The sequence below is a fragment of the Pseudomonas sichuanensis genome (assembly GCF_024749065.1).
Lineage (GTDB): Bacteria > Pseudomonadota > Gammaproteobacteria > Pseudomonadales > Pseudomonadaceae > Aquipseudomonas > Aquipseudomonas sichuanensis.
In genome coordinates this window covers 4,797,697-4,824,574 of record NZ_CP087185.1, presented here as the reverse complement: position 1 = coordinate 4,824,574, position 26,878 = coordinate 4,797,697, and the positions used below count along the sequence as shown (strand labels likewise).

28 protein-coding genes are annotated in these 26,878 nt (G+C 64.0%); 14 read left to right on the top strand and 14 right to left on the bottom strand.

The window, feature by feature from the left end; translation table 11 throughout:
- Positions 1–108: 108 nt before the first annotated feature.
- Genes gatB through gatC form a run of 3 tightly spaced genes read right to left on the bottom strand, consistent with a single transcriptional unit; the run spans position 109 to position 3,320 of the window.
- Positions 109–1,554: an Asp-tRNA(Asn)/Glu-tRNA(Gln) amidotransferase subunit GatB gene (gatB, locus tag LOY51_RS21805; RefSeq protein ID WP_125465358.1), complete on the bottom strand. Its 1,446-nt coding sequence runs from the start codon at positions 1,552–1,554 to the stop codon at positions 109–111.
- Between the two features lie 11 nt (positions 1,555–1,565).
- Positions 1,566–3,017, bottom strand: a complete 1,452-nt coding sequence (gatA, locus tag LOY51_RS21800) for an Asp-tRNA(Asn)/Glu-tRNA(Gln) amidotransferase subunit GatA (RefSeq protein ID WP_125465357.1) — start codon at positions 3,015–3,017, stop codon at positions 1,566–1,568.
- Positions 3,018–3,032: 15 nt separating this feature from the next.
- Positions 3,033–3,320, bottom strand: coding sequence for an Asp-tRNA(Asn)/Glu-tRNA(Gln) amidotransferase subunit GatC (gene gatC, locus LOY51_RS21795; protein WP_110993452.1), 288 nt, complete (start codon positions 3,318–3,320; stop codon positions 3,033–3,035).
- A gap of 208 nt (positions 3,321–3,528) precedes the next feature.
- Between gatC and mreB the strand changes: the two genes are divergently transcribed.
- The 8 genes from mreB to tldD all read left to right on the top strand — a co-directional run bounded on the left by mreB (position 3,529) and on the right by tldD (position 14,604).
- Complete coding sequence (mreB, locus tag LOY51_RS21790) at positions 3,529–4,566, top strand: rod shape-determining protein MreB (protein WP_003255163.1); 1,038 nt, start codon at positions 3,529–3,531, stop codon at positions 4,564–4,566.
- Positions 4,567–4,781: 215 nt separating this feature from the next.
- Entirely contained in the window at positions 4,782–5,768 is a 987-nt protein-coding gene (mreC, locus tag LOY51_RS21785) for a rod shape-determining protein MreC (RefSeq protein WP_374045899.1), read from the top strand.
- The gene (gene mreD / locus LOY51_RS21780) at positions 5,768–6,256 is read left to right on the top strand and encodes a rod shape-determining protein MreD (RefSeq protein WP_125465355.1); all 489 of its coding nucleotides are present in this window, start codon (positions 5,768–5,770) and stop codon (positions 6,254–6,256) included. Before mreC ends, mreD begins: the two co-directional genes overlap by 1 nt.
- A 32-nt stretch (positions 6,257–6,288) precedes the next feature.
- Positions 6,289–6,888, top strand: coding sequence for a Maf family protein (locus LOY51_RS21775; protein ID WP_125465354.1), 600 nt, complete (start codon positions 6,289–6,291; stop codon positions 6,886–6,888).
- A gap of 53 nt (positions 6,889–6,941) precedes the next feature.
- Positions 6,942–8,399, top strand: coding sequence for a ribonuclease G (gene rng, locus LOY51_RS21770; protein ID WP_125465353.1), 1,458 nt, complete (start codon positions 6,942–6,944; stop codon positions 8,397–8,399).
- Between the two features lie 88 nt (positions 8,400–8,487).
- A complete protein-coding gene (locus tag LOY51_RS21765; protein ID WP_258643019.1) occupies positions 8,488–12,297 on the top strand; it encodes a YhdP family protein in 3,810 nt (1,269 codons plus the stop codon).
- 13 nt (positions 12,298–12,310) lie between these two features.
- A complete protein-coding gene (locus LOY51_RS21760) occupies positions 12,311–13,162 on the top strand; it encodes a carbon-nitrogen hydrolase family protein (RefSeq protein ID WP_258643018.1) in 852 nt (283 codons plus the stop codon).
- A gap of 2 nt (positions 13,163–13,164) precedes the next feature.
- Positions 13,165–14,604 carry a metalloprotease TldD gene (tldD, locus tag LOY51_RS21755; RefSeq protein WP_258643015.1) on the top strand — a complete coding sequence of 480 codons (1,440 nt, stop codon included), beginning with the start codon at positions 13,165–13,167 and terminating at the stop codon, positions 14,602–14,604.
- 62 nt (positions 14,605–14,666) lie between these two features.
- On the opposite strand, the gene yjgA is transcribed toward tldD, so the two are convergent.
- On the bottom strand, positions 14,667–15,188 hold the full coding sequence (gene yjgA, locus LOY51_RS21750) for a ribosome biogenesis factor YjgA (RefSeq protein WP_125465349.1): 522 nt from the start codon (positions 15,186–15,188) through the stop codon (positions 14,667–14,669).
- Between the two features lie 108 nt (positions 15,189–15,296).
- Here yjgA and pmbA point away from each other — a divergent pair, with 108 nt between their 5' ends.
- From pmbA to LOY51_RS21720, 6 genes are all read left to right on the top strand, one after another.
- A complete protein-coding gene (gene pmbA / locus LOY51_RS21745) occupies positions 15,297–16,643 on the top strand; it encodes a metalloprotease PmbA (RefSeq protein WP_125860098.1) in 1,347 nt (448 codons plus the stop codon).
- 173 nt (positions 16,644–16,816) lie between these two features.
- The gene (locus tag LOY51_RS21740) at positions 16,817–17,218 is read left to right on the top strand and encodes a FagA protein (RefSeq protein WP_125860096.1); all 402 of its coding nucleotides are present in this window, start codon (positions 16,817–16,819) and stop codon (positions 17,216–17,218) included.
- Positions 17,211–18,587, top strand: coding sequence for a class II fumarate hydratase (locus tag LOY51_RS21735; RefSeq protein ID WP_125860094.1), 1,377 nt, complete (start codon positions 17,211–17,213; stop codon positions 18,585–18,587). The genes LOY51_RS21740 and LOY51_RS21735 overlap by 8 nt, the downstream gene beginning before the upstream one ends.
- Positions 18,588–18,612: 25 nt before the next feature.
- A complete protein-coding gene (locus LOY51_RS21730) occupies positions 18,613–19,074 on the top strand; it encodes a DUF2753 family protein (protein WP_125860092.1) in 462 nt (153 codons plus the stop codon).
- A 1-nt stretch (position 19,075) separates the two neighbouring features.
- Positions 19,076–19,687 carry a superoxide dismutase gene (locus tag LOY51_RS21725; RefSeq protein ID WP_125860090.1) on the top strand — a complete coding sequence of 204 codons (612 nt, stop codon included), beginning with the start codon at positions 19,076–19,078 and terminating at the stop codon, positions 19,685–19,687.
- Between the two features lie 11 nt (positions 19,688–19,698).
- Positions 19,699–20,592: a ZIP family metal transporter gene (locus LOY51_RS21720; protein ID WP_125861410.1), complete on the top strand. Its 894-nt coding sequence runs from the start codon at positions 19,699–19,701 to the stop codon at positions 20,590–20,592.
- Positions 20,593–20,595: 3 nt separating this feature from the next.
- On the opposite strand, the gene LOY51_RS21715 is transcribed toward LOY51_RS21720, so the two are convergent.
- From LOY51_RS21715 to lptC, 10 genes are all read right to left on the bottom strand, one after another.
- The gene (locus tag LOY51_RS21715; RefSeq protein ID WP_125860088.1) at positions 20,596–20,916 is read right to left on the bottom strand and encodes a helix-turn-helix domain-containing protein; all 321 of its coding nucleotides are present in this window, start codon (positions 20,914–20,916) and stop codon (positions 20,596–20,598) included.
- Positions 20,909–21,280, bottom strand: coding sequence for a type II toxin-antitoxin system RelE/ParE family toxin (locus LOY51_RS21710; protein ID WP_258643011.1), 372 nt, complete (start codon positions 21,278–21,280; stop codon positions 20,909–20,911). The genes LOY51_RS21715 and LOY51_RS21710 overlap by 8 nt, the downstream gene beginning before the upstream one ends.
- Before the next feature lie 92 nt (positions 21,281–21,372).
- On the bottom strand, positions 21,373–21,645 hold the full coding sequence (locus LOY51_RS21705; protein WP_125860083.1) for an HPr family phosphocarrier protein: 273 nt from the start codon (positions 21,643–21,645) through the stop codon (positions 21,373–21,375).
- Between the two features lie 20 nt (positions 21,646–21,665).
- A complete protein-coding gene (rapZ, locus tag LOY51_RS21700; protein WP_125860081.1) occupies positions 21,666–22,520 on the bottom strand; it encodes an RNase adapter RapZ in 855 nt (284 codons plus the stop codon).
- A 2-nt stretch (positions 22,521–22,522) separates the two neighbouring features.
- Complete coding sequence (ptsN, locus tag LOY51_RS21695; RefSeq protein WP_110993433.1) at positions 22,523–22,987, bottom strand: PTS IIA-like nitrogen regulatory protein PtsN; 465 nt, start codon at positions 22,985–22,987, stop codon at positions 22,523–22,525.
- Positions 22,988–22,999: 12 nt separating this feature from the next.
- Positions 23,000–23,308, bottom strand: coding sequence for a ribosome hibernation-promoting factor, HPF/YfiA family (gene hpf / locus LOY51_RS21690; protein WP_110993432.1), 309 nt, complete (start codon positions 23,306–23,308; stop codon positions 23,000–23,002).
- A gap of 78 nt (positions 23,309–23,386) precedes the next feature.
- Positions 23,387–24,880 (bottom strand): RNA polymerase factor sigma-54, encoded by a 1,494-nt coding sequence (locus tag LOY51_RS21685; protein WP_125860080.1) that lies wholly within the window; start codon positions 24,878–24,880, stop codon positions 23,387–23,389.
- Positions 24,881–25,064: 184 nt separating this feature from the next.
- The gene (gene lptB, locus LOY51_RS21680) at positions 25,065–25,790 is read right to left on the bottom strand and encodes an LPS export ABC transporter ATP-binding protein (protein ID WP_110993430.1); all 726 of its coding nucleotides are present in this window, start codon (positions 25,788–25,790) and stop codon (positions 25,065–25,067) included.
- Positions 25,791–26,315 (bottom strand): lipopolysaccharide transport periplasmic protein LptA, encoded by a 525-nt coding sequence (lptA, locus tag LOY51_RS21675; RefSeq protein WP_258643005.1) that lies wholly within the window; start codon positions 26,313–26,315, stop codon positions 25,791–25,793.
- Positions 26,302–26,874 carry an LPS export ABC transporter periplasmic protein LptC gene (lptC, locus tag LOY51_RS21670; protein ID WP_125465340.1) on the bottom strand — a complete coding sequence of 191 codons (573 nt, stop codon included), beginning with the start codon at positions 26,872–26,874 and terminating at the stop codon, positions 26,302–26,304. Before lptC ends, lptA begins: the two co-directional genes overlap by 14 nt.
- Positions 26,875–26,878 lie beyond the last annotated feature (4 nt).

Genomic DNA, 26,878 nt, shown 5'->3' with positions numbered 1-26,878 from the left:
GCCGCTGTGCGGCCCTTCGCGGGTAAACCCGCTCCCACAGGTATGTCGCTGTCCTGTGGGAGCGGGTTTACCCGCGAACGAGGGCGAAGCCCTCGCCGCGCTTTCAGGTCACCCTTCGAGCTTGGACTTGAGCAATTGGTTCACTTGTCCCGGGTTGGCCTTACCTTTCGAGGCCTTCATCGCCTGGCCGACGAAGAAGCCGAACATCTTGCCGCGCTTGGCTTCGTCAGCGGCGCGGTACTGTTCGACCTGGTCGGCGTTGGCGGCGAGCATCTCGTCGAGCATCTTGTCGATCGCGCCGGTGTCGGTGACCTGCTTCAGGCCTTTGCTTTCGATGATGCTGTCGGCATCGCCTTCGCCAGCGGCCATGGCCTCGAACACGGTCTTGGCAATCTTGCCGCTGATGGTGTTGTCACGGATGCGCAGCAGCATGCCGCCCAGTTGCTCGGCGCTGACCGGCGACTGATCGATCTCCAGGCCCAGCTTGTTCAGCAGGCTGCCCAGCTCGACCATGACCCAGTTGGCGGCCAGCTTGGCGTCGCCGCCGATCTTCACCACCTGTTCGAAGTAGTCGGCCTGTTCGCGGCTGGAGGCCAGCACGTTGGCGTCGTAGGCCGACAGGCCGTACTGGCTCTGGAAGCGTTCGACTTTCTGCGGTGGCAGCTCCGGCAGGCCGGCGCGCACGCTGTCGAGGAACGCAGGCTCGATGACCACCGGCAGCAGGTCCGGGTCGGGGAAGTAACGGTAGTCGTTGGCTTCCTCCTTGCTGCGCATGGAGCGGGTCTCATCCTTGTTCGGGTCGTACAGGCGGGTTTCCTGCACCACCTTGCCGCCGTCCTCGATCAGGTCGATCTGGCGCTGGATTTCGCTGTTGATCGCGCGCTCGATGAAGCGGAACGAGTTGACGTTCTTGATCTCGCAGCGGGTGCCGAACTCGGCCTGGCCTTTCGGGCGGATCGACACGTTGCAGTCGCAGCGCAGCGAGCCTTCGGCCATGTTGCCGTCGCAGATGCCCAGGTAGCGCACCAGGGCATGGATCGCCTTGACGTAGGCCACGGCCTCTTTGGCGCTGCGCATGTCCGGCTCGGAGACGATTTCCAGCAGCGGCGTGCCGGCGCGGTTCAGGTCGATGCCGGTGGCGCCGTTGAAGTCTTCGTGCAGGCTTTTGCCGGCGTCTTCTTCAAGGTGCGCGCGGGTCACGCCAATGCGCTTGACGGTGCCGTCTTCCAGGGCGATGTCCAGGTGGCCCTTGCCGACGATCGGCAGGTCCATCTGGCTGATCTGGTAGCCCTTGGGCAGGTCAGGGTAGAAGTAGTTCTTGCGCGCGAACACGTTGCGCGGGCCGATTTCGGCATCGATCGCCAGGCCGAACATGCACGCCATGCGCACGGCTTCCTGGTTGAGCACCGGCAGTACGCCGGGCATGCCCAGATCGACCAGGCTGGCCTGGGTGTTCGGCTCGGAACCGAAGGTGGTGGCGCTGCCGGAGAAAATCTTCGACTGGGTGGCGAGCTGGGTATGAATTTCCAGCCCGATCACAACTTCCCATTGCATGTGTGAATTCCTCAGAAGCCGTTGGGGGCGCGGGTGTGCCAGTCGGTGACTTGCTGGTAACGGTGCGCGATGTTGAGCAGGCGGCCTTCCTGGAAATACGGGGCCAGCAGCTGCACGCCCACCGGCAGGCCATCGACGAAGCCGGCCGGCATCGACAGGCCCGGCAGGCCCGCCAGGTTGGCGGTGATGGTGTAGACGTCTTCCAGGTAGGCGGCGACCGGGTCGCTGCTCTTGGCGCCGAGCTTCCAGGCCGGGTTTGGCGTGGTCGGGCCGAGGATCACGTCGACGTCGTGGAAGGCGGCCACGAAGTCGTTCTTGATCAGGCGGCGGATCTGCTGCGCCTTGACGTAGTAGGCATCGTAGTAGCCGGCCGACAGGGCGTAGGTGCCGACCATGATCCGGCGCTGCACTTCGACGCCGAAGCCTTCACCGCGCGAGCGCTTGTACAGGTCGGTGAGGTCTTTGGGGTTTTCGCAGCGGTAGCCGAAGCGCACGCCGTCGAAACGCGACAGGTTGGAGGACGCTTCCGCCGGGGCGATCACGTAGTAGGCCGGGATGGCGTGCTGCATGTTCGGCAGGCTGATTTGCTTGACCACGGCGCCGAGCTTTTCCAGCTCCTTGACGCTGGCATGCACCAGTTCGGCGATGCGCGGGTCGAGGCCGGCACCGAAGTATTCCTTCGGCACGCCGATGCGCAGGCCTTGCAGCGAGCCGTTCAGGCTGGCGCTGAAGTCCGGCACTGGCTCGTCGACCGAGGTCGAGTCCTTGGCGTCGAAACCGGCCATGCCTTGCAGCAGCAGGGCGCAGTCTTCAGCGGTACGGGCCAGCGGGCCGCCCTGGTCGAGGCTGGAGGCATAGGCAATCATGCCCCAGCGCGAAACACGGCCGTAGGTCGGCTTGAGGCCGGTCAGGTTGGTGAAGGCCGCCGGTTGGCGGATCGAACCGCCGGTGTCGGTACCGGTGGTGGCCGGCAGCAGGCGCGCGGCCACGGCCGCGGCCGAGCCGCCGGACGAACCGCCAGGCACGTGTTCCAGGTTCCACGGGTTCTTCACCGCGCCGTAGTGGCTGGACTCGTTGGCCGAGCCCATGGCGAACTCGTCCATGTTGGTCTTGCCCAGGGTGACCATGCCGGCTGCGGCCAGTTTGGCGACCACGGTGGCGTCATACGGGGCGGTGAAGTTGTCGAGCATCTTCGAGCCGCAGCTGGTGCGGGTGCCGTTGGTGCAGAACAGGTCCTTGTGGGCGATCGGCGCGCCCAGCAGCGCACCGGTTTCACCGGCGGCGCGGCGGGCGTCGGCGGCGCGCGCCTGCTCCAGGGCCTGCTCTTCGGTGACGGTGATGAAGCTGTTGAGCTGTGGGTCGAGCTGCTTGATGCGCGACAGCAGCGCGCCGGTCAGTTCTGCCGAAGAGAACGACTTGTCAGCGAGGCCGCGGGCGATCTCGGCCAGAGTGAATTGATGCATGGCAGGCGCTATCCCTTAATCGATGACTTTCGGAACCAGGTACAGACCGTTCTCGGTCGACGGGGCGACGGCTTGATACTGGTCGCGCTGATTGCTCTCGGTGACCTGGTCGGGACGCAGGCGCTGGGTGGTTTCCAGCGGGTGGGCGAGGGGTTCGATGCCTGTGGTGTCGACGGCTTGCATCTGGTCGACCAGCCCGAGAATGCTGTTCAAGGCGTCGGTAATGCGTGGCAGCTCGCCTTCATTCAGGCCCAGGCGGGCCAGATGGGCGATCTTTTCCACGTCGGAGCGTTGCAGCGCCATGGGGATCTCCAGGGGGAACGATGAACGGAATTGTCCGCTAACAAAATGAGGAACATGTCAGGATTCTGGCGGTCAAAGGGCCGCGATCATCGGTAGGCATGCTCGGAAAAACAGCCAATTTAACATATTGGCTCCTTGCCCAAAATCCCTGCCATTGTTAGAGTTTGCCGCACTTTTTTACCCACGCTTTCCCCAGGGTCACTTTCCCATGTTCAAGAAACTGCGTGGCATGTTTTCCAGCGATCTGTCTATCGACCTGGGTACTGCCAACACCCTTATTTACGTGCGTGAGCGCGGTATCGTCCTGAATGAGCCCTCGGTTGTTGCCATCCGTACCCACGGCAACCAGAAAAGCGTCGTCGCTGTCGGTACCGAAGCCAAGCGCATGCTGGGCCGTACACCCGGCAACATCGCGGCCATTCGTCCGATGAAAGATGGCGTGATCGCCGACTTCAGCGTTTGTGAAAAAATGTTGCAGTATTTCATCAACAAAGTTCACGAAAACAGCTTCCTGCAGCCCAGCCCTCGCGTGCTGATCTGCGTGCCGTGCAAGTCGACCCAGGTAGAGCGTCGCGCCATTCGCGAGTCGGCCCTGGGTGCCGGTGCCCGTGAAGTGTTCCTGATCGAAGAGCCGATGGCCGCTGCCATCGGTGCCGGCCTGCCGGTCGAAGAAGCCCGCGGTTCGATGGTCGTCGATATTGGTGGCGGTACCACCGAAATCGCGCTGATCTCGCTCAACGGCGTGGTCTATGCCGAGTCCGTGCGTGTTGGCGGCGACCGCTTCGACGAAGCCATCGTCACCTACGTGCGCCGTAACTACGGCAGCCTGATCGGCGAGTCCACCGCCGAGCGCATCAAGCAGGAAATCGGCACCGCCTACCCGGGCGGCGAAGTGCGCGAAGTCGACGTCCGTGGCCGTAATCTGGCCGAGGGCGTTCCACGTGCCTTCACCTTGAACTCCAACGAAGTGCTTGAAGCTCTGCAAGAGTCGCTGGCGACTATCGTCCAGGCGGTCAAGAGCGCCCTGGAGCAATCGCCGCCTGAGCTGGCCTCGGACATCGCCGAGCGCGGCCTGGTGCTGACCGGTGGTGGCGCGCTGCTGCGTGACCTGGACAAGCTGCTGGCCCAGGAAACCGGCCTGCCGGTGATCGTCGCCGAAGACCCGCTGACCTGCGTCGCCCGTGGCGGCGGCCGCGCCCTGGAAATGATGGACAAGCACGCGATGGACCTGCTCTCCAGCGAGTGAGCCCTGACGCTGCCGTTTCATCACCCGGTTTACAGGTAGCACGCGCAGTGCTACCTGTATGCGCTGGGTTGGCGCCCGTGAGGGCGTCGTTTTCCGTCAATCCGCAAGCAGGCCGGTGCGTTGCCCCATGTTCAGTGACTTCCTGAGTCGTCCGCGAGGAACGGCCCATTAAACCGCTTTTCTCCAAAGGCCCCTCGCTGGGCGTACGCCTGCTCGTGCTGGTGGTGATGTCGATCGCACTGATGGTGGTCGACTCGCGTTTCGACCTGCTCAAGCCCGTGCGCAGCCAGATGGGCCTGGTGTTGATGGAGTCCTACTGGATCACCGACCTGCCGCAGCGCATGTGGCAGGGTGTGGCTGGCCAGTTCGGCAGCCGCACCGAGCTGATCGCCGAAAACGAGAAACTCAAGACCGAAGCCTTGCTGCTGCAAGGGCGCCTGCAAAAGCTGGCGGCCTTGACCGAGCAGAACGTGCGCCTGCGTGAGCTGCTCAATTCCTCGGCGCTGGTCAACGAGAAGGTCGAGGTTGCCGAGCTGATCGGTGTCGATCCCAACCCGTTCACCCACCGCATCCTGATCAACAAGGGCGAGCGCGACGGCGTGTTCCTCGGCCAGCCGGTGCTCGATGCCCGTGGCCTGATGGGCCAGGTGGTCGAGCTGATGCCGTACACCTCGCGGGTGCTGCTGCTCACCGATACCACCCACAGCATTCCGGTGCAGGTCAACCGCAACGGCCTGCGCGCCATCGCCAGCGGCACCGGCAACCCGGAGCGCCTGGAACTGCGCCACGTAGCCGACACTGCCGACGTCAAGGAAGGCGACCTGCTGGTCAGCTCCGGCATGGGCCAACGCTTCCCGGCCGGCTACCCGGTGGCCACGGTCAACGAAGTGATCCACGATTCCGGCCAGCCATTCGCCATCGTCCGCGCCATCCCGACTGCCGCGCTCAACCGCAGCCGCTACATGCTGCTGGTGTTCAGCGACCGGCGGACCCCGGAAGAGCGTGCAACGGAAGCGGCGATTGCCCAGGAAGAAGCCGACCGCCAGGGGGCCGGGCATGGCCAGGCACCTGCAGCCCCGGCAACGCCAGCCGCGGCCAACGCCGCGCAGCCTGCCGCACCCGCCGCAGCTCCGGCACCTGCCGCAAACGTCACGGCCCCGGCCCACCCGGCCGCAGCGCCCGCTCAACCCCGGAGGCAATAATGGCCAGCACCCGTAGCAGAAACGGCTGGGCCATCTGGCTGACCTTTGCCATCGGCCTGTTGCTCAGCGTCTCGCCGATGCCGCAGTTCATGGAAGTGTTCCGGCCCATGTGGCTGGCGTTGCTGCTGGCGTTCTGGACCCTCACGGTGCCCACCAAGGTCGGCATGACCACCGCCTTCGTGCTGGGCCTGGCGGAAGATGTGCTGTACGGCACTTTGCTGGGGCAGAACGCGCTCATCCTTACCCTCATCACGTTCCTCGTGCTGTCGCTGCAGCAGCGCCTGCGCATGTTCCCCATGTGGCAGCAGAGCCTGGTGATCCTGGTGATCTTCGGTATCGCCCAACTGATCCAGCTGTGGCTCAGCGCCCTGACCGGCAACCGCCTGCCAACGCTGGCGTTGGTCTGGTCGGCGGTGATCAGTGCCTTGCTCTGGCCGTGGGTCAGCTTCGCCCTGCGCGGCTTGCGCGTGCGCTTGCACATTCATTGACGCTGCGCCACCACTGACAGGGAGATGTCCACATGCCTCAACTTTACCTGGCCTCCGGTTCGCCGCGTCGTCGTGAACTGCTGACCCAGATCGGCGTGCCGTTCACGGTCGTCAGTGCCCCCATCGATGAAACCCCGTTGCCCGGCGAAGCCCCGGCAGCCTATGTCGAGCGCCTGGCCCAGGCCAAGGCGGTGGCCGGTTTCGCTCACACCGACGGCAACGGCGTGGTGCTGGGCGCGGACACCACGGTGGTGCTCGATGACGAAATCCTCGGCAAGCCAGAAGACCGCGAACACTTCCTGGCGATGCTCGGCGACCTGTCCAAGCGCGAGCACCAGGTGCTCACCGCGGTGGCGCTGACCGACGGCCGGCGCAGCATCAGCCGCTGCGTCAGCACCACGGTGCGTTTTCGCGCCATCTCCTTCGAAGAAGCCCTGCGCTACTGGGCCAGCGGCGAGCCGCTGGACAAGGCCGGTGGCTATGCCATCCAGGGTTTGGGCGCGGTATTCGTCAGCGGCATCGAGGGCAGCTATTCGGCCGTGGTCGGCCTGCCCTTGAGCGAGACCGCCGAGCTGCTGGAGCAATTCGCCGTTGCTGTCTGGCAGCCGCAAGAGGGTTCGACAGCGCGCTAGCCAGCCATCCCGCAGCGATCCATCATTACCGAAAACCTTGACGAGAGCCTGCCATGAGTGAAGAGATTCTGATCAACATCACCCCGATGGAATCACGCGTGGCAGTGGTGGAGAACGGTGTCCTGCAGGAGGTGCACGTAGAGCGCACCCAGCGCCGCGGCATCGTCGGCAACATCTATAAAGGCAAGGTGGTCCGGGTGTTGCCGGGCATGCAGGCAGCGTTCGTCGATATCGGCCTTGAGCGTGCGGCGTTCATCCATGCCTCGGAGATTTCCCTGCGCGAAGGGTCGGCGGTAGAGACCATCACTGCGCTGGTGCATGAAGGGCAGGCACTGGTGGTGCAGGTGACCAAGGACCCCATCGGTACCAAGGGCGCGCGCCTCACCACCCAGTTGTCGATCCCCTCGCGCTACCTGGTGTACATGCCGCGCAGCAGCCATGTCGGCATCTCGCTGAAAATCGAGGAAGAAGCCGAGCGTGATCGCCTCAAGCAGGTGGTCACCGACTGCATGGCCCAGGAAGAGATGAAGGACGCCGGTGGGTTCATCCTGCGCACCGCCGCCGAGGGCGCGCGTGCCGAGGACATTCTCCAGGACATCCGCTACCTGCGCCGCTTGTGGGAGCAGATTGGCTCGCAGATCAAGACCTGTGGCGCCCCTACCGTGATCTATGAAGACCTGGGCCTGGCGCTGCGAACGCTGCGCGACCTGGTCAACGCCAAGATCGAGAAGATCCGCATCGACTCACGAGAAACTTTCCAGAAGACCACGCAGTTCGTCGGCGAACTGATGCCGGAAATCGCCGATCGCCTTGAGCACTACCCGGGCGAGCGGCCGATCTTCGACCTGTATGGCGTGGAGGACGAAATCCAGCGTGCCCTGGACCGCAAGGTGCCGCTCAAGTCAGGCGGCTACCTGGTGGTCGACCCGGCGGAGGCGATGACCACCATCGACGTCAACACCGGTGCGTTCGTCGGCCATCGCAACCTTGAAGAGACCATTTTCAAGACCAACCTGGAAGCGGCCACGGCCATTGCCCGGCAACTGCGCCTGCGCAACATCGGCGGGATCATCATCATCGACTTCATCGACATGGAAGACGAAGAGCACCAACGCCAGGTGCTGCGCACGCTGGAGAAGCAGTTGGAGCGCGATCACGCCAAGACCAACATCATCGGCATCACCGAGCTGGGCCTGGTGCAGATGACCCGCAAGCGCACCCGCGAGAGCCTCGAACAGGTGCTGTGCGAGCCGTGTGCCGCCTGCCAGGGGCGCGGCAAACTGAAGACGCCCGAGACCATTTGCTACGAGATCTTCCGTGAGATCCTTCGCGAAGCCCGTGCCTACCAGGCAGAGGGCTATCGGGTACTGGCCAACCAGAAGGTGGTCGACCGGCTGCTGGACGAAGAGTCGGGTAACGTCGCCGAACTTGAGACTTTCATTGGGCGAACCATCCGCTTCCAGGTCGAGTCCATGTATTCCCAGGAACAATATGATGTGGTGCTGCTCTGACCGTCACTGAACCTATCTGCCCCAGGGACGGGCTGGCAAAGCGCTATTCAGCGGCCATAGTTAGTGGACGACTTGGAGGGCCTTGGCCATGGAGCGTCTGACCCGCGTTCTGAGCGCCTTGACCCGCTGGGGGTTGGCAATTTGCGCCCTGCTGGCGGTGCTAGTGGCGCTTTACGTCAGCCTCGGTCGGCAACTGATACCGCTGGTCGCCGAATACCGTGCAGACGCTGAGCTCAAGGCCGAACAGGCCTTGGGCCTGCCTGTGCATGTGGGGGCGCTGGAAGGCCGCTGGAGCGGCCTGGCCCCGGTCCTGCGGGTGCGCGATCTGCAACTGGGCGAAGGCGCCGCCGCGCTGCGCCTGGACGACGTCAAGCTGGTGCCGGACCTGTGGGCCAGCCTCAAGGCGCGCGAAGTGCGCCTGGCGCGCATCCAGCTCGGTGGCCTGCAGTTGATCCTGCGTGAAAACGAGCAGGGCGCCTGGGCCCTGGAAGGCTTGCCGCACAAGGATGATGCGCCGCTCGACCTGGCAGATGCCCTCAAGCGCCTGCGCCAGTTGGGCCGGGTCGACCTGTTCGACAGCCAGGTCACCTTGCACCCGTGGCAGCGCGAGCCCCTTACCCTCACCTATGTCAGCCTCGGCCTGCAGGCCGGTGCCTCGCGCCAGAGCCTGGACCTGCGCGCCACCTTGCCCGATGGCCAGCCGCTGGCCGTCAGCCTGCGCAGCCGGGCCACGGCCAGGGCCTGGCGCGATGGCCAGGTGGAAGCCTACCTCAGCCTGCCGCAGAGTGACTGGGCGCGCTGGCTGCCGCCGCGCCTGCTGGGCCAGTGGCAAGCCGATACCCTGCGGGCCGGCGGCGAGTTCTGGGTCGACTGGAGCCAAGGCCAGCTGCAAAGCGCCGTGGTGCGCCTGAATGCACCGCAACTCAAGGGCGCCTACAGCGAGCGTAAAGCGGTCGCCCTCGACAACGTGGCGTTGTCGGCCTGGTTCCAGCGCCGCAGCGAAGGTTTCGATGTGGCCGTGGACTCGCTTGCCGCGAGCATCGGCAAGACCCGCTGGGAATCTCACCTGCAAGTGGCGCAGCGCACGGGGCAGACGCCGGCCGAGGAGTCCTGGCAGGTCCAGGCCGATCGCCTCGAGCTGACGCCCCTGACCCCATTGATCGACGCCCTGGCGCCGCTGCCGGACAACCTCAAGGCCGTGGTCGACGCCCTCAAGGTCACGGGCGCCTTGCGCAATGTGCGCCTGGACATCCGCCCCAAGGCCGAAGGCGACCAGCGCGTGCAGTTCGCCGCCAACCTGGAGAAGGTCGGCTTCGATGCCTACCACGGAGCGCCTGCGGCCGGTAATGTCAGCGGCGCCATCAGCGGCGACCTGGGTCAGGGCGAGCTGCGCCTGGATACCGAGGCGCTCATGCTGCATTTGTACCCGATCTTCGCCAAACCCTGGCATTACCAGAAAGCCAACGCCCGCCTGACCTGGACGCTCGACAAGGAAGGCTTCACGCTGATCGCCCCCTACATCAAGGTGCTGGGCGAAGAGGGCAAGATCGCGGCTGACTTCCTGATCCGGCTGTTGTTCGAAGAGGGCCGCGAAGACTACATGGACCTGCGTGTCGGCATGACCGAGGGCGACGGCCGCTACACCGCCAAATACCTGCCCGAGGTGCTCAGCCCGGCGCTCGACGAATGGCTGCGCAGTGCCATCGTCAAGGGCAACGTCGACGAGGGCTACTTCCAGTACCAGGGCTCGCTCAACCATGGCGCGCCGCCACATGCCCGCGACATCAGCCTGTTCTTCAAGGTGCATGACGCGGCATTGGACTTCCAGCCGGGCTGGCCGCAGGTGCAGCAGGTGGACGGCGAAGTATTCATCGAAGACAGCGGTGTTCGCGTCAATGCCCGCAGTGGCATGCTGCTCGACACCCAGGTCAGTGATGTCCGCGTCAACATTCCGCATGTCGACGCGGGGCAGCACAGCCACCTTTACCTGGATGGCGATTTCGACGGCAGCCTCGGCGACGGCCTGAAGATTCTCAAGGAAGCCCCCATCGGCACGGGGGCGATCTTCGCCGGCTGGGAAGGCGAGGGGCCGCTCAAGGGCAAGGTCAAGCTGGACATTCCCCTGGAACATGGCCAGCGGCCCAAGGTGCTGGTGGACTTTGCAACCGCGAACGCCACGCTCAAGGTGGCGCCGCCAACCCTGGAACTGAGCCGCCTCAAAGGTGATTTCAGCTTCGATTACGACAAGGGGCTGAGCGGCAAGGACATTGTTCTGCAGGCGTTCGGCAAGCCGGTCACGGCGCAGATTGCCGCCGAAGGCAAGGACGGGCAGATCCAGAGCCGCATCACCGCCAATGGCCAGGTGGGCCTCAAGGCGCTGACCGACTGGCTGCAGTTCCAGCAGACGCTGCCCGTTTCGGGTGAGCTGCCCTACCAGTTGCAATTGCTGCTGGGCAGCCGCGATAACCGGCTGACCGTCAACTCTTCGCTCAAGGGCCTGACCATCGACCTGCCGGCGCCATTCGGCAAGGCGGCCTCGGATATCCGCGACAGCCGCTTCAGCCTGACCTTGCAAGGCCCGGAGCGGCGCATCGACGCAGCTTATGCAGACCTGGCCCGCTTTGCCTATGCCGCGCCCGCCGACAAGCTTGGCCAGGGCCGTGGCGAACTGCTGCTGGGCAGCGGTGAGGCCAACCTGCCCGGCGGCCAGGGCTTGCGGGTCCGCGGACACCTCGAAACACTGGACCTGGCCCCCTGGCAGGCACAGATGTCGAGCCTGGCCGGCCAGGACCCAGGCGGCAGTGCCCGGCAGAACCTGCAAGGCGTCGACCTGAGCATTGGCCAGCTCAAGGCTTTCGGCATGGACCTCAACCAGGCCGTGGTGCGCCTGGCGCGCAGCGGCCCAGCCTGGGACCTGCGCCTGGACAGCAAGGAAGTCATTGGCAATGCACGTATTCCCGATGCCAAGGGTGTGCCGCTCACCATCCGCTTGCCATCGCTGCGCCTGCCGCCCGCCGATCCGAACGTGACCGCGCCGGAGAACGCTCCGGACCCGTTGGCCAGCGTCGATCCGCGCAACGTGCCACCGCTGGACCTGACCATCGACAAGCTGTACCGAGGCGACGACCTGTTCGGCAGTGCAACCCTGAAAGTACGCCAGACCCCCCGTGGTATCGCCCTCAGCGACGTCGATCTGGACCTCAAGGGCCTGCACATCGATGGCAGTGGCGGTTGGGAAGGTGAAGCGGGCAGCACCTCGAGCTGGTACAAGGGCCGCCTGGACGGCAAGAACCTCGCCGAAGTGCTCAAGGCCTGGGGCTTTGCGCCCACCGTCACCAGCCGCGACTTCCGCATGGACGTGGACGGCCGCTGGCCGGGTTCGCCTGCCTGGGTGAGCCTCAATCGCTATTCGGGCAGCCTCGACGCGGCGCTGCGTACCGGTCAGTTCGTCGAGGTCGAAGGCAGCGCCCAGGCCCTGCGGGTGTTCGGCCTGCTCAACTTCAACTCGATTGGCCGACGCTTGCGCCTGGACTTCTCCGACCTGTTCAGCAAAGGCCTGGCCTACGACCGGGTGAAAGGCCTGCTGGTGGCGAGCGAGGGCGTGTACGTGACCCGCGAACCGATCACCGTCACCGGCCCGTCGAGCAACTTTGAGCTCGATGGCACCCTGGATCTGGCGCGCGATCGGGTCGACGCCAACCTGATGGTGACGCTGCCGGTGACCAACAACCTGCCGCTCGCCGCGCTGATCATCGGTGCGCCGGCAGTGGGTGGGGCACTGTTCCTGGTCGACCGCCTGATCGGCGACCGTGTGGCGCGTTTTGCCAGCGTGCATTACCGCGTCGAGGGGCCGGTGAAAGAGCCTAAAATCACCTTTGTGAAACCTTTTGATAAATAAGCCCGGGGTTGCGATGACGTCAGCAGTGATCCAGATGGTCAGCCAGGACGATGTGCTGGCCAACCTGCAACGTGCCACTGCGCTGCTCGAGCAGGCCGCTGCCGGCGGTGCGCGGCTGGCGGTGCTGCCGGAGAATTTCGCGGCCATGGGCCGGCGCGACGCTGCCGCCATCGGGCGGGCCGAGGCCCTGGGCGAGGGGCCGATCCTGCCGTGGTTGAAACGCACGGCCCGCGACCTCAAGTTATGGATTGTCGCCGGCACGCTGCCGCTGCCACCGGTCGGCCAGCCTGAGGCAAAGTCCCACGCCTGCTCGCTGCTGATCGATGAGCACGGCGAGATCGCCGCGCGCTACGACAAGCTGCACCTGTTCGACGTGGATGTGGCCGACAACCGTGGCCGCTACCGCGAGTCGGATGACTACGCCCATGGCAGCCAGGTGGTGGTCGCCGATACGCCAGTGGGGCGCCTGGGCTTGTCGGTGTGCTACGACCTGCGCTTTCCAGAGCTGTACAGCGCCCTGCGCGCTGCCGGTGCCGAGCTGATCAGTGCACCGGCGGCGTTCACCGCAGTGACCGGCGCGGCGCACTGGGAAGTGCTGATCCGCGCGCGGGCCATCGAGACCCAGTGCTATGTACTGGCCGCCGCCCAGGGCGGCATGCATCCAGGGCCGCGGGAAACCCACGGCCAGGCGGCGATCGTCGACCCTTGGGGGCGGATCGTCGCGCAACAGGCGCGTGGCGAAGCAGTCTTGCTGGCCACGCGCGACAGCGAAGAACAGGCGTCCATCCGGGCGCGCATGCCGGTGCTTACCCACCGGCGCTTTTTCCCGCAGGACGCTTTGCGGCCTGCGCAGACCTCGGAGTGACTATGAGCCAGATGTTATCCACCGTCAGTGAGCAGCTCCTGGCCCCGGGCGGATTGACCCTCGACAGCTTGCAGACGGTGCTCGGCGAGTTGGCGGGCCCCGGTATCGACGCGGCAGACCTGTATTTCCAGGGCCAGATTTCGGAAACCTGGGCGCTGGAAGATGGCATCGTCAAAGAAGGCAGCTTCAACCTCGACCAAGGCGTGGGCGTGCGTGCCCAGTCCGGTGAGAAAACCGGCTTTGCCTACAGCAACGCGATCAACCTTGAAGCCCTGACCTCGGCCGCCCGCGCCGCCCGCTCGATCTCCCGCGCCGGGCAGAACGGCACGGTGCAGGCCTTCCGCAGCCAGGACGTGACCGCGCTGTACGCACCGGACAACCCTCTGGACGTGCTCAGCCGTGCCGAGAAGGTCGAGTTGCTCAAGCGCGTCGACGCCGCCACCCGTGCGCTCGATCCGCGGATCCAGCAAGTCAGCGTGAGCATGGCCGGGGTGTGGGAGCGCATTCTGATTGCCGCCGCCGACGGCAGTCTGGCTGCCGACATTCGGCCGCTGGTGCGTTTCAACGTCAGCGTGATCGTCGAGCAGAACGGCCGTCGCGAGCGCGGCGGGCAGGGCGGTGGCGGGCGTACCGACTACCGCTATTTCACCGAAGATCGGGTGATGGGCTATGCCCGCGAAGCGCTGCGCCAGGCGCTGGTCAACCTTGAAGCGATCCCTGCTCCGGCCGGTACCCTGCCGGTGGTGCTCGGCTCGGGCTGGTCCGGCGTGCTGCTGCATGAAGCGGTCGGCCATGGCCTGGAAGGCGACTTCAACCGCAAGGGCAGCTCGGCGTTCAGCGGGCGCATCGGCGAGCAAGTGGCGTCGAGCCTGTGCACCATCGTCGACGACGGCACCCTGGAAGGGCGCCGCGGTTCGCTGAGCGTCGATGACGAAGGCACCCCGACCGAGTGCACCACGCTGATCGAGAACGGCATCCTCAAGGGCTACATGCAGGACAAGCTAAACGCCCGCCTGATGGGCATGGCGGTGACCGGTAACGGCCGTCGCGAATCCTACGCCCACCTGCCGATGCCGCGCATGACCAACACCTACATGCGTGCTGGCGACAGCGACCCGCAGGAGATCATCGCCTCGGTGAAGAAGGGCATCTATTGCGCCAACCTCGGCGGTGGCCAGGTGGACATCACCAGCGGCAAGTTCGTGTTCTCCACCAGCGAGGCCTACCTGATCGAGGACGGCAAGATCACCGCGCCGGTCAAGGGCGCCACGTTGATCGGCAATGGCCCGGAGGCGATGAGCCGGGTGTCGATGGTCGGCAATGACCTGGCACTGGACAGCGGCGTGGGGACGTGCGGGAAGGATGGGCAGTCGGTGCCGGTGGGAGTGGGCCAGCCGACCCTGAAGCTGGACGCCATTACCGTGGGCGGTACGGGCGCTTGATGAACGATCGCGGGGCAGGCCCGCTCCCACGTTTGTGGGAGCGGGCTTGCCCCGCGATGGGCTCAGCGCAGGCCGCGCTGGGACTCGTCGAGCTCGCGGATGTACTTGAACACTTTACGCATGGCAGCAGGCGGCTTGTTCCGCGCCTTCTCGTGCTGGGCATGACGGATCAGCGAGCGCAGTTGCTGGCGGTCGGTGTCGGGGTACTCGTTGACGAAGCGCTCGAGGTCCTCGTCGTTGCCGTCGATCAGGCGGTCGCGCCAGCGCTCCAGGTTGTGGAAGCGCTCGTTGTACTGACGGGTCGAGCTGTCGATCTGGTCGAGCACGGCATGGATGGCGTCCAGGTCCTGCACGCGCATCAACTTGCCGACGAACGACATGTGGCGTTTACGGGCACCGTGCGCTACGTGCTTGCTGGCCTCGGCCAGCGCCTTGCGCAGCTCGTCGGTCAGCGGCAGGCGCGCCAGGGTGTCGGCCTTGAGGGTGGTGAGGCGCTCACCGAGTTCGACCAGCGCATGCAGCTCGCGCTTGATCTGGGTTTTGCTTTTTTCGCCATCGAAGGCGTCGTCGTAAGAATCAACCATGGGGGCCGTCCGCAAGAAATCGCCGCCATGATAACCAGTCGGGGCCGCTTGTCCGGCCCGGTCGTAGAATGACCCAAGCCGTACGCAGAATTTTCAGTGGAGAGAACCATGAGTGCAGTCCAGAGCGTAGGCCCCAAGGACCTGCCGGCGTTGCAGGAACAGGTCGAAGCGATCGTCGCCGAAGCGCGCCGCCAGGGTGCCAGCGCCTGCGAAGTGGCGGTGTCGCTGGAGCAGGGCCTGTCCACCAGCGTGCGCCAGCGCGAAGTCGAGACCGTCGAGTTCAACCGCGACCAGGGCTTCGGCATCACCCTCTACGTTGGCCAGCGCAAGGGCTCGGCCAGCACCTCGGCCAGCGGCCCTGAGGCGATCCGTGAGACCGTCGCGGCGGCACTGGCCATCGCCAAGCATACTTCCGAAGACGAATGCTCGGGCCTGGCCGATGCGGCGCTGATGGCCCGGGAGCTGCCCGACCTCGATCTGTACCACGATTGGGACATCGAGCCGGAAAAGGCCATCGAGATGGCGTTGGCCTGCGAGGCTGCCGCCTTCGATGCCGACAAGCGCATCCTCAATGCCGATGGCACCACCCTCAATACCCACCAAGGTGTACGGGTTTACGGTAACAGCCATGGCTTCATCGGCGGCTACGCCTCCACCCGCCACAGCCTGAGCTGCGTGATGATCGCCGAGGGCGACGGGCAGATGCAGCGTGACTACTGGTACGACGTCAATCGCCAGGGCCATTTGCTGGCCGACCCGAGCAGCATTGGCGTGCGGGCCGCCCAGCGCGCCGCCAGCCGCCTGGGGGCCCGACCGGTGCCGACCTGCGAAGTGCCGGTGCTGTTCAGCGCCGAGCTGGCGGGCGGGCTGTTCGGCAGCTTCCTGTCGGCGATCTCCGGCGGCAACCTGTACCGCAAGTCGTCGTTCCTCGAAGGCACCCTTGGCCAGCGCCTGTTCCCCACCTGGCTGACCCTGGACGAGCGCCCGCACATTCCGCGAGCGCTGGGCAGTGCCTCGTTCGACGGTGATGGTCTGGCTACCTACGCCAAGCCGTTCGTCGACAAGGGTGAGCTGGTCTCCTACATCCTCGGCACTTATTCCGGGCGCAAGCTGGGGCTGCCGAGCACCGCCAACTCCGGCGGTGTGCACAACCTGTTCGTCACCCATGGGGTCGAGGACCAGGCGGCGTTGATCCGTCGCATGGGGCGCGGTCTGCTGGTGACCGAGCTGATGGGGCATGGCCTGAACATGGTCACCGGCGACTATTCCCGTGGTGCGGCGGGCTTCTGGGTCGAGAACGGCGAGATCCAGCATGCGGTGCAGGAAGTGACCATCGCCGGCAATATGAAAGACATGTTCCAGCAAATTGTGGCGATTGGCAGCGATATCGAAACCCGTAGCAATATCCACAGTGGCTCGGTATTGATCGAGCGGATGACGGTGGCGGGTAGCTGACTCAAAAGCCTGCGCGGCACCTTTGTGGGAGCGGCGCACCGCCGCTCCCACGCTGTCAGCATCCTCTGTACCCCGACCCGGCCATCGCGCCGGGTTTTTATTTGCCTTTTGGTTAGCTTGAATTGATTCTATTTATCAATTAATAATGAATATCATTACCCAGTCACCCGGCGATGATCTTCATGAAAACCGTCCTCCACGAACTGCCCTACCTGGAAAACTGGCGCTGGCTCAGCCGGCGTATTCGTTGCGCCCTGGCGCCTGACGAGCCACGCCTGATCGAGCACTACCTGGCCGAAGGCCGTTACCTGGTGTGCTGCACCGAGACCTCGCCCTGGACGGTGGCAATGACCTCTTTCCGCCTGCTGCTGGATACCGCCTGCGACCGCATGCTGCCCTGGCACTGGCGCTGCCTGTGCCTCGACCAGGCATGGCGCCCGTTGCTCGACCTGCGCAACCTCGATCGCCAGGCGCACAACGAGCGCTGGCAACCCTTTGCGATGCAACTGGCCACCTGTGTGCTGTTGCCGTCGATTTCTCCCGAAGAACTGATGCAAGGACTTGAAGATGAGTGATACCCGTATCGAGCGTGACAGCATGGGTGAACTGCAGGTGCCGGCCCAGGCCCTGTACGGCGCCCAGACCCAGCGCGCGGTCGACAACTTCCCGGTCAGCGGCAAGCCGATGCCGGCCCAGTTCATCCGCGCCCTGCTGCTGGCCAAGGCGGCCGCGGCCAAGGCCAACGTCGAACTGCAGCAACTGAGCCCGGAGCAGGGCGGGGCAATCGTCAAGGCCGTGGAGCAACTGCTGGCCGAGGATTTCATCCAGCACTTCCCGGTCGATGTGTTCCAGACCGGCTCCGGCACCAGTTCGAACATGAACGCCAACGAGGTGATCGCCACCCTGGCCAGCCGCGTGCTTGGCGAGCAGGTCAATGCCAACGACCACGTCAATTGCGGCCAGAGCAGCAACGACATCATCCCCACCACCATCCACGTCAGCGCCGCCCTGGCCCTGCATGAGCAGTTGCTGCCGGCCTTGCGTCACCTGACGCAGGTGATCGAGAGCAAAGCCGTCGAAGTGCACAAGTACGTCAAGACCGGCCGCACCCACCTGATGGATGCCATGCCGGTGCGCATGAGCCAGGTGCTCGATGGTTGGGCGGCGCAGATCAAAGGCGCCCAGGCCCATGTCGAGGCCACGCTGCCAAGCGTGCAGGCGCTGGCCCAGGGTGGCACCGCGGTCGGCACCGGGATCAATGCCCATCCGCAGTTCGCGGCTGGCTTCGCTCGCCAGCTCAGTGGCCTGACCAAGGTCGAGTTCACCCCAGGCCAGAACCTGTTCGCTCTGATCGGCTCCCAGGACACCGCCGTGGCGTTGTCCGGCCAGCTCAAGACCACCGCGGTGGCGCTGATGAAGATCGCCAACGACCTGCGCTGGATGAACTCCGGCCCGCTGGCCGGCCTCGGTGAAATCGAACTGCAGGGCCTGCAGCCGGGTTCGTCGATCATGCCGGGCAAGGTCAACCCGGTGATCCCGGAGGCTACCGCGATGGTTGCAGCCCAGGTGATCGGCAACGACGCCACCATCGCCGTGGCGGGGCAGTCGGGCAACTTCGAGCTCAACGTGATGCTGCCGGTGATCGCCCGCAACCTGCTGGAAAGCATCGAACTGATGGCCAACGTCAGCCGCCTGTTGGCCGACAAGGCTATCGCGACCTTCAAGGTCAACGAAGGCAAGCTCAAGGAAGCGTTGTCGCGCAACCCGATCCTGGTCACCGCGTTGAACCCGATCATCGGTTACCTCAAGGCTGCCGAAATCGCCAAGACCGCCTACAAGCAGGGGCGCCCGGTCATCGACGTGGCGCTGGAGCACACCGACCTGTCCCGCGACCAGCTCGAAGCGCTGCTGGATCCGGAAAAACTCACCGCCGGCGGCATCTGAGCCAAGGCTGCCCAGGAGGCACGTCATGCAGCACTGGAGACGCACCACGCAAAACGCCAATCGCCTGTTCGACCAGGGCGAGCTGGTCGATGCCCGGGAACACTACCTGCAAGCGCTGGCCTTGGCCCAGGTGCTGTTCGAGCGCTGGCATGACGTCGATGAGGCGGTGGCCGCGCTGGTCGTCGCCCATCACAACCTGGCCGACCTACACCTGCGGCTGAACCAGCCGCACGAAAGCGCCGACTACCTGTGCGCTGCGCACCAGGCATTGCTCCAGGCCAGCCAGGAGCAACGTCTGCCCCAGGCGTTGCGCGATGCCGCGCTGCGCCACAGCGCACGCACCTACACCGAGTTGCTGAGTTTCATCGCCGACTATGGCCAGTACCCGCGCACCGAGCGCCTGCTCAATCGCCAGGCGCCGGCTGCCAGTGAACTGGTCGCACAAGCGGACCTCACGCTTCGTACATCTGCTCATGGAATCCACTGACATGCCCCATACCTTGCCTGCACTGCCTTATGCCTACGATGCGCTGGAGCCGCACATCGATACCCAGACCATGGAGATCCACCACAGCAAGCACCACCAGACCTACATCAACAACCTCAACGCCGCCATCGAGGGCACCGAGTGGGCCGAATGGCCGGTGGAGCGGTTGGTTGGCGCGGTCAAGCAGTTGCCCGAGAAGCTGCAAGGGGCAGTGATCAACCAAGGCGGCGGCCACGCCAACCACACCCTGTTCTGGACCGTCATGTCGCCCAAGGGCGGAGGCGAACCACAGGGCGAGGTGGCCAAGGCCATCGATGCCCAGCTGGGTGGTTTCGAGGCATTCAAGGACGCGTTCACCAAGGCCGCGCTGAGCCGCTTCGGCAGTGGCTGGGCCTGGCTCAGCGTCACGCCGGCGAAAACACTGGTGGTGGAAAGCAGTGGCAACCAGGACAGCCCGCTGATGCACGGCAACACGCCTATCCTGGGGCTCGACGTGTGGGAGCATGCCTACTACCTGAAGTACCAGAACCGTCGCCCGGAATACATTGGTGCTTTCTACAACGTGGTCGACTGGGCCGAAGTGGAACGCCGCTACCTTGAAACCCTGAAGTGAGTCGAACCGGTATGCGCTCCGAGGTGATGTCTGTCAGCAGTGTGCGCCTGTTCCGCCTGGCGCTTGGGACCTTGCTGTTGCTGGTTGGCACCGCGCTGCTGGTGGCGCGCGGCATCGCCTGGCTGGACCTGGAACCGCGCATGTTGCGTGCCCTGGAGGGCGGTGCACTGTGCGCACTGGGCACGGCATTGGGCGCGGTACCGGTGCTGGTGATTCGCAACATGCCTGTGGCGCTGGCCGACACCTTGCTTGGCTTTGGCGCCGGGGTGATGTTGGCCGCCACCGCGTTCTCGTTGATCATCCCGGGGCTGGAGGCGGCCCAGGCCATCGGCTACAGCCCCTGGGGCGCCGGTGGCTTGATCAGCGGCGGCCTGCTGTTCGGGGCGTTGTGCCTGTTCCTGGTCGATCTCAGGGTTTCCGGGGCGTCCCCCGAAGCGCTGGTCGGTACCGGGCAGCAGCCGGTGATCGCTGCGCGAATCTGGCTGTTCGTCATTGCCATCATCGCCCACAACATTCCCGAAGGCATGGCCATTGGTGTGTCTGCCGGGGGCGGCATGGCCGATGCCGACAGCCTGGCCATGGGCATTGCCCTGCAGGATGTGCCGGAGGGGCTGGTGATTGCCCTGGTGTTGGCGGGGGCCGGGATGCCGCGCTTCAAGGCATTCCTGATTGGCGCTGCGTCCGGGCTGGTCGAGCCGCTGGCGGCGGTCATCTGCGCCTGGCTGGTGAACATCGCCGAACTGCTGCTGCCACTGGGCCTGGCCTGCGCGGCGGGAGCGATGCTGCTGGTGGTGACCCAGGAAATCATCCCCGAATCACGCAGCAACGGACATCACCGCCTGGCGAGCCTGGGGTTGTGCGTGGGCTTCTGTCTGATGATGGTGATGGATACGGCGATGTCCTGAGTGTCAGGCGAAAATCACTTCCACCCGGCCTTCGCGCCGGGTCTTGGGGGCTTCCTTGACCACGATCTGTATGTCCCGGCCCAGGCGGGCGAGGCAATCGATCATCTTGCTTTCGCTGATGCCACGGAATTTGCCGCGGGTCAGGGCGGAGACCTTGGGTTGGCTCAGGCCGAGCAGCTCAGCGGCCTGTAGTTGAGTGAGCTGGCGTGCCTTGATGATGCTGCAGATCTTGCTGGCCAGGCAGGCCTTGACCAGCATCTCGCTGGCGTCGGCAAGGTGCAGGTCGGCATAGACGTTGTCTGTGCCTTCTTCGATTTCAATCATGTGTTTTCCCCTTCGAGTGAGCCTGTGCCAGTTTCAGGCGGGCATGAATCAAATCCACGTCATGCCTTGAGGTTTTGATGCCGCTGCGGGATTTCTGCTGGAAACAGTGCAGCACGTAAACCGCGTCGACCAGGCTGATGGTGTAGACCGCACGATAGGTGTCGCCGTGATGGTCTTCGACCACCTCGAGCACGCCGCCGCCTGAAAACCCTTTAAGCACCTTTGCCTGCCAGTGCTTGCCGCCTTCCTGAGCCTGATACAGAGCAAAACCGAACACATCTTGGACATCAGCCGGGAGTGCCTGGATATCCTTTCGGGAGCTACCAACCCAGAACAGGCGTTTGACATTCTTGATCGCTTCCATGAGATCGCCTCGAATCTATACCTATATTGGTATAGAGACAATCGCAGGATTGTTCACACCGACAATTGGTAGCGGATGTTACGCGGGGAGGGTTACTCGCCTTCGTCGAAGAAGTTGTTGATCAGCGCCACCAGCGCTTCGAGGGCGTCGTTGTCCTGCTCGCCTTCGGTGAGCAGATGCACCTGGGTGCCCTTCCCGGCGGCGAGCATCATCACCGCCATGATGCTCTTGCCGTCCACCAGTTTGTCCGGTGCGCGGCCGACCCGCACCTGGCAGGGGAAGCGCCCGGCCACGCCGACGAACTTGGCTGCCGCGCGGGCATGCAGGCCCAGCTTATTGATGATGGTTATTTCGCGGGCGGGCATCGTGTGGCGGATCCTGTGGGCTAGAGGTCGCGGTGGCGGACCTGGACATTTTTCAGGGATTGCTGGAGCAACTGGCCGAGCCGTTCGGTGATGTACACCGAGCGGTGATGGCCGCCAGTGCAGCCGATGGCGATGGTGACATAGGCGCGGTTGCTGGCGGCGAAGCGGGGCAGCCATTTAAGCAAGTAGCTGGAGATGTCCTGGAACATCTCGTCGACGTCCGGCTGGGCGGCCAGGTAGTCGATCACCGGCTGTTCGAGCCCGGAGTGGTCACGAAGTTCCGGCTTCCAATAAGGGTTGGGCAGGCAGCGCACGTCGAATACCACATCGGCATCCACTGGCATGCCTCGCTTGAAACCGAAGGATTCGACCAGAAAGGCGGTGCCGGGCTCGGGCTGGTTGAGCAGCCGCAGCTTGATCGAGTCGCGCAGTTGGTAGAGGTTCAGCCGGGTGGTGTCGATCTTCAGGTCGGCCAGGTCAGCGATGGGGCCCAGCAGCTCGCTTTCTACCCGGATGGCCTCGGCCAGCGAACGGTTGGCGTTGGTCAGCGGGTGGCGGCGGCGGGTCTCGGAAAAGCGCTTGAGCAGGGTTTCTTCGTCAGCGTCCAGATACAGCACATCGCACTGGATATGCCGGGAACGTGCCTCTTCCAGCAGTTCGGGGAAGCGCGTCAGGTGGCTGGGCAGGTTGCGCGCATCGATGGAGACAGCCACTTTGGGCTGTTGCAACTCGGTGTTGATCAGCGCGTTTTCCGCCAACTGCGGCAACAACCCGGCAGGCAGGTTGTCGATGCAGTAGTAGCCATTGTCTTCCAGCACGTCGAGGGCGGTGCTTTTACCCGAGCCGGAGCGGCCGCTGACGATGATCAGGCGCATGTTCAGGCCTCGTTCTGGACGTCCAGGACCACCTGGTAGAGCGCTTCGTTGCTGTTGGCAGCACGCAGGCGCTTACGCACATCCTCGCGATCGAGCATGCTGGCGATCTGGCGCAGCAATTCAAGGTGCGCATCGGTCGCGGCTTCGGGGACCAGCAGGACGAACAGCAGGTCCACGGGCGCGCCATCGATGGCGTCGTAATCGATGGGAGCTTCCAGGTGCAGCAGGGCACTGACGGGCGCTGAGCAACCCTCGAGCCTGCAGTGGGGAATGGCGATGCCATTGCCAAAACCGGTGGAGCCGAGCTTTTCGCGGGCAATCAGCTTCTCGAAGACGTCTTGCATCTCGAGCTCTGGGATTTGCTCGGCAATTACAGTGGCGACCTTTTCGAGGGCGCGCTTCTTACTGCCGCCCGGCACGTTCACGAGTGAACGGCCGGGGGTCAGGATGGTTTCAAGTCGGATCATGGATGAGGGGGATCAGCGGGCGGCTGCGCCTTGCAGCAGGCTTTGCTGTTTTTCCTTGTGTTTTTTCAGTTGGCGGTCGAGCTTGTCGGCAAGCGCGTCGATCGCGGCATACATGTCTTGGTGTTCGGCATTGGCAACAACTTCGCCACCGGGTATCTGGAGCGTGGCTTCAACCTTTTGCTGCAGCTTCTCGACTTTCATGATCACCGTCACGTTGGTGATCTTGTCGAAATGACCCTCCAGTCGGGCGAGCTTTTCGAGCACGTAATCGCGCAGTGGTTGGGTGACTTCTACATGCTGTCCACTGATGTTGACTTGCATACAGCTTCTCCTTTGTTGCCCGTGCATAAAGAGGCAGGTATTGCACCTGCCACTGAAACGCTATGGCTTACCCAGGGGCTACATCAGTCGCTTGCGCTCACTCGAAGGGGCGATGCCCAACGATTCACGGTACTTGGCGACGGTGCGACGGGCTACCTGGATGCCTTGTGCCTCCAGTAAACCAGCGATCTTGCTGTCACTCAATGGCTTTTTCTGATTTTCCGCAGCGACCAGTTTCTTGATGATCGCGCGGATCGCCGTGGACGAGCATTCGCCGCCTTCGGCAGTGCTCACGTGGCTCGAGAAAAAGTACTTGAGCTCGTAGATGCCGCGTGGCGTGTGCATGTATTTCTGTGTGGTGACCCGGGAAATGGTCGACTCATGCATGCCCACCGCCTCGGCGATGTCGTGCAGCACCAGCGGCTTCATGGCCTCGTCGCCGTGATCAAGGAAGCCGCGCTGGTGTTCGACGATCTGGGTCGCCACTTTCATCAGGGTTTCGTTGCGGCTTTGCAGGCTCTTGATGAACCAGCGCGCTTCCTGCAACTGGTTGCGCATGAAGGTGTTGTCGGCGCTGGTGTCGGCGCGACGCACGAAACCTGCGTACTGCGGATTGACCCGCAGGCGCGGCACGGCTTCCTGGTTGAGCTCGACCAGCCAGCGTTCGTTGTCCTTGCGCACGATGACGTCCGGCACCACGTATTCGGGTTCGCTCGACTCGATCTGTGAGCCAGGGCGCGGATTGAGCGTCTGCACCAGCTCGATGACTTGGCGCAGTTCGTCTTCCTTGAGTTTCATGCGGCGCATGAGCTGGCTGTAGTCGCGGCTGCCGAGCAGGTCGATATAGTCGCTGACCAGGCGCTGAGCTTCGCTCATCCACGGCGTCGAGGCCGGCAGCTGGCGCAGTTGCAACAACAGGCACTCACCCAGGGAGCGGGCGCCGATGCCGGCGGGCTCGAACTGCTGGATGCGGTGCAGCACCGCCTCTACCTCGTCCAGCTCGATGTCGAGCTCAGGGTCGAAGCCGGCGCAGATTTCTTCGAGGGTATCTTCCAGGTAGCCCTGGCCGTTGATGCTGTCGATCAGGGTAACGGCAATCAGCCTGTCGGTGTCGGACATCGGCGCGAGGTTGAGCTGCCAGAGCAGGTGGCTTTGCAGGCTCTCGCCCACGGACGTGCGGGTGGTGAAGTCCCACTCGTCATCATCGTTGCTGGGCAGGCTGCTGGCGCTGGTCTGGTAGATGTCTTCCCAGGCGGTGTCGACAGGCAGCTCGTTGGGGATGCGCTCGGCCCACTCGCCTTCTTCCAGGGTTTCGGTGTTGCCGGTGGTTTCCTGGAAGCTGGTGTCCTGGGCTTCGGCGACCGGTTTGCTTTCGGCGTTGTCCGCCATCGGGTCGCTGTTGTCGAAGTCGTCGCCGTCTTCCTGGCGTTCGAGCATCGGATTGGATTCCAGCGCCTCCTGGATTTCCTGCTGTAGGTCCAGGGTGGAAAGCTGAAGCAGACGAATGGCCTGTTGCAACTGCGGGGTCATCGTCAGTTGCTGGCCCATTTTTAGGACGAGCGATGGTTTCATGGCAGGGGCTTAATACCTTGTTAGCCGGCGCACATGCGCCATCTACTACCTGTAGGGCGCTGGGCGCCGATTTTAAGCAAGTTCGTATGCAACTCGTATGCCTGAAATTCTAGCGCTTGCCTAGAGCACAGTAACACTTAAGCCCTGAACGGGCGTGTGCGCCAGTGCTCCAGGCGGGCCTGGATCAGAGGCGGAACTCGTGACCCAGGTAGACCTCCTTGACCAACTGGTTGGCCAGGATGGTCTCGGCGTCGCCCTCGGCGATCAGTTGACCATCGTTGACGATGTAGGCCGTCTCACAGATGTCGAGCGTCTCGCGAACGTTGTGGTCGGTGATCAGCACGCCGATCCCCTTGTTCTTGAGGTGGTGGATGATCTGCTTGATGTCGCCCACCGAGATCGGGTCGACGCCGGCGAACGGTTCATCCAGCAGGATGAACTTGGGCGCAGTGGCCAGGGCGCGGGCGATTTCGACACGGCGGCGTTCACCACCGGAAAGGCTCATGCCGAGGTTGTCGCGGATGTGGCTGATGTGGAATTCCTGCAGCAGGCTTTCCAGCTCCTTGCGCCGGCCGTCGCGGTCGAGGTCCTTGCGGGTCTCGAGGATGGCCATGATGTTGTCGGCCACCGACAGCTTGCGGAAGATCGAGGCTTCCTGCGGCAGGTAGCCGATGCCGGATTGGGCGCGGCCGTGCATGGGCTGGTGGCTGACGTCGAGGCTGTCGATCAGTACCCGGCCCTGATCGGCCTGTACCAGGCCGACGATCATGTAGAAGCAGGTGGTCTTGCCGGCGCCGTTAGGGCCGAGCAAACCGACGATCTGGCCGCTGTCGATGGACAGGCTGACGTCGCGAACGACTTGCCGGCCTTTGTAGCTCTTGGCCAGGTGCTGGGCTTTGAGGGTTGCCATTTACTCGGCCTTTTTCTTCGGTTGAATGACCATGTCGATGCGCTGACGTGGTGCAGTCACGTTGCCGCCGCGGCCGGCGGTCGCCACCTGGGTTTTGGTGTTGTAGACGATCTTCTCGCCTTCGGTGGTGTTGCCTTCGTTCTCGACCTTGGCGCGGTCGGTCAGGATGACCATTTCTTTTTGCGCCTGGTACTGGATGGTCACGGCCCAGCCTTTCATCTTGTCCGGCTTGGCAGCGCTCTGCTGCTGCTCGAAGTAGGCCAGGTTGCCCACCGAGGTGACCACGTCGATGTCGCCGTTGGCGGCGCGGGTCATGGTCACGGTGTTGCCTTTGATCATCATCGAACCTTGGGTGATGATCACGTCGCCGGTGTAGGTGGCCACACCCTGCTTGTCGTCCAGGTGCGCGTTGTCGGCCTGGATGCGAATTGGCTGGTCACGGTCGTTCGGCAGGGCGAAGGCGCTCGCGCTTCCCAGTGCTACGCCCAGGCTGAGCAGAAGGGGGATGGTTTTAACGAGCCTCATACTGTCCTCTTACGTTAGAGAGCAGGTCCATCCTGCCTTCTTTCAAATACGCTTTCATTCCTTTGCCCGTAGTCGTGCCACCGGCGCCGTCGATTCTAACGGCTTGCTCGGTCTGCGCATATTGCTTCTGCGGGAACACGGTCATGCGTGTGCTGGTAATGATGGTTTGACGTTGCTTTTCGTCGGTGCGGGCAACCCGCACGTTGTCGATCAATTCGACTTCGGTGCCGTCCGGGTTGACCTCGGCGCGCGTGCTCTGCACATGCCAGGGGTACTCGGTGCCGCGGTACATGTGCAGGTCGGGTGTGGTCACCAGAGTGACTTCGCTGGCCTTGAGGTGCTCGACCTTGTCGGCGGTCATTTCGTATTGCAGCTTGCCGTCAGGCAGGAACTGCACGCTGTGAGCGTTGATCGCGTAGTAGTCGATGGCGCTCTCGTCGGTCTGCGCGACCGGCTTGTCGAGGAAGCTCTCGGGGCTGATGTTCCAGTACCCGACGGCCGCCAGCACGGCGGCTATCACGCCAAGCAGCGCGAAATTTCTGATCTTCTTGCTGAACATGGGG